Source organism: Bacillus cereus group sp. N21, from assembly GCF_016483395.1.
In the GTDB taxonomy this organism is placed as follows: Bacteria; Bacillota; Bacilli; order Bacillales; family Bacillaceae_G; genus Bacillus_A; species Bacillus_A pseudomycoides.
Genome location: NZ_JAEHBX010000234.1, coordinates 1 through 524, shown reverse-complemented (window position 1 = coordinate 524; position 524 = coordinate 1). Strand labels below are relative to the sequence as shown.

Here is a 524-nt window from a genome sequence, read left to right as displayed (position 1 = left end):
CCAAGGCAACGATGCGTAGCCGACCTGAGAGGGTGATCGGCCACACTGGGACTGAGACACGGCCCAGACTCCTACGGGAGGCAGCAGTAGGGAATCTTCCGCAATGGACGAAAGTCTGACGGAGCAACGCCGCGTGAGTGATGAAGGCTTTCGGGTCGTAAAACTCTGTTGTTAGGGAAGAACAAGTGCTAGTTGAATAAGCTGGCACCTTGACGGTACCTAACCAGAAAGCCACGGCTAACTACGTGCCAGCAGCCGCGGTAATACGTAGGTGGCAAGCGTTATCCGGAATTATTGGGCGTAAAGCGCGCGCAGGTGGTTTCTTAAGTCTGATGTGAAAGCCCACGGCTCAACCGTGGAGGGTCATTGGAAACTGGGAGACTTGAGTGCAGAAGAGGAAAGTGGAATTCCATGTGTAGCGGTGAAATGCGTAGAGATATGGAGGAACACCAGTGGCGAAGGCGACTTTCTGGTCTGTAACTGACACTGAGGCGCGAAAGCGTGGGGAGCAAACAGGATTAGAT

General features: G+C 53.8%; 1 rRNA gene. It reads left to right on the top strand.

The annotated features are described in order from the left end of the window. Positions 1 to 524: ribosomal RNA gene (locus JDS96_RS30645) — 16S ribosomal RNA — on the top strand; the annotation flags it as partial.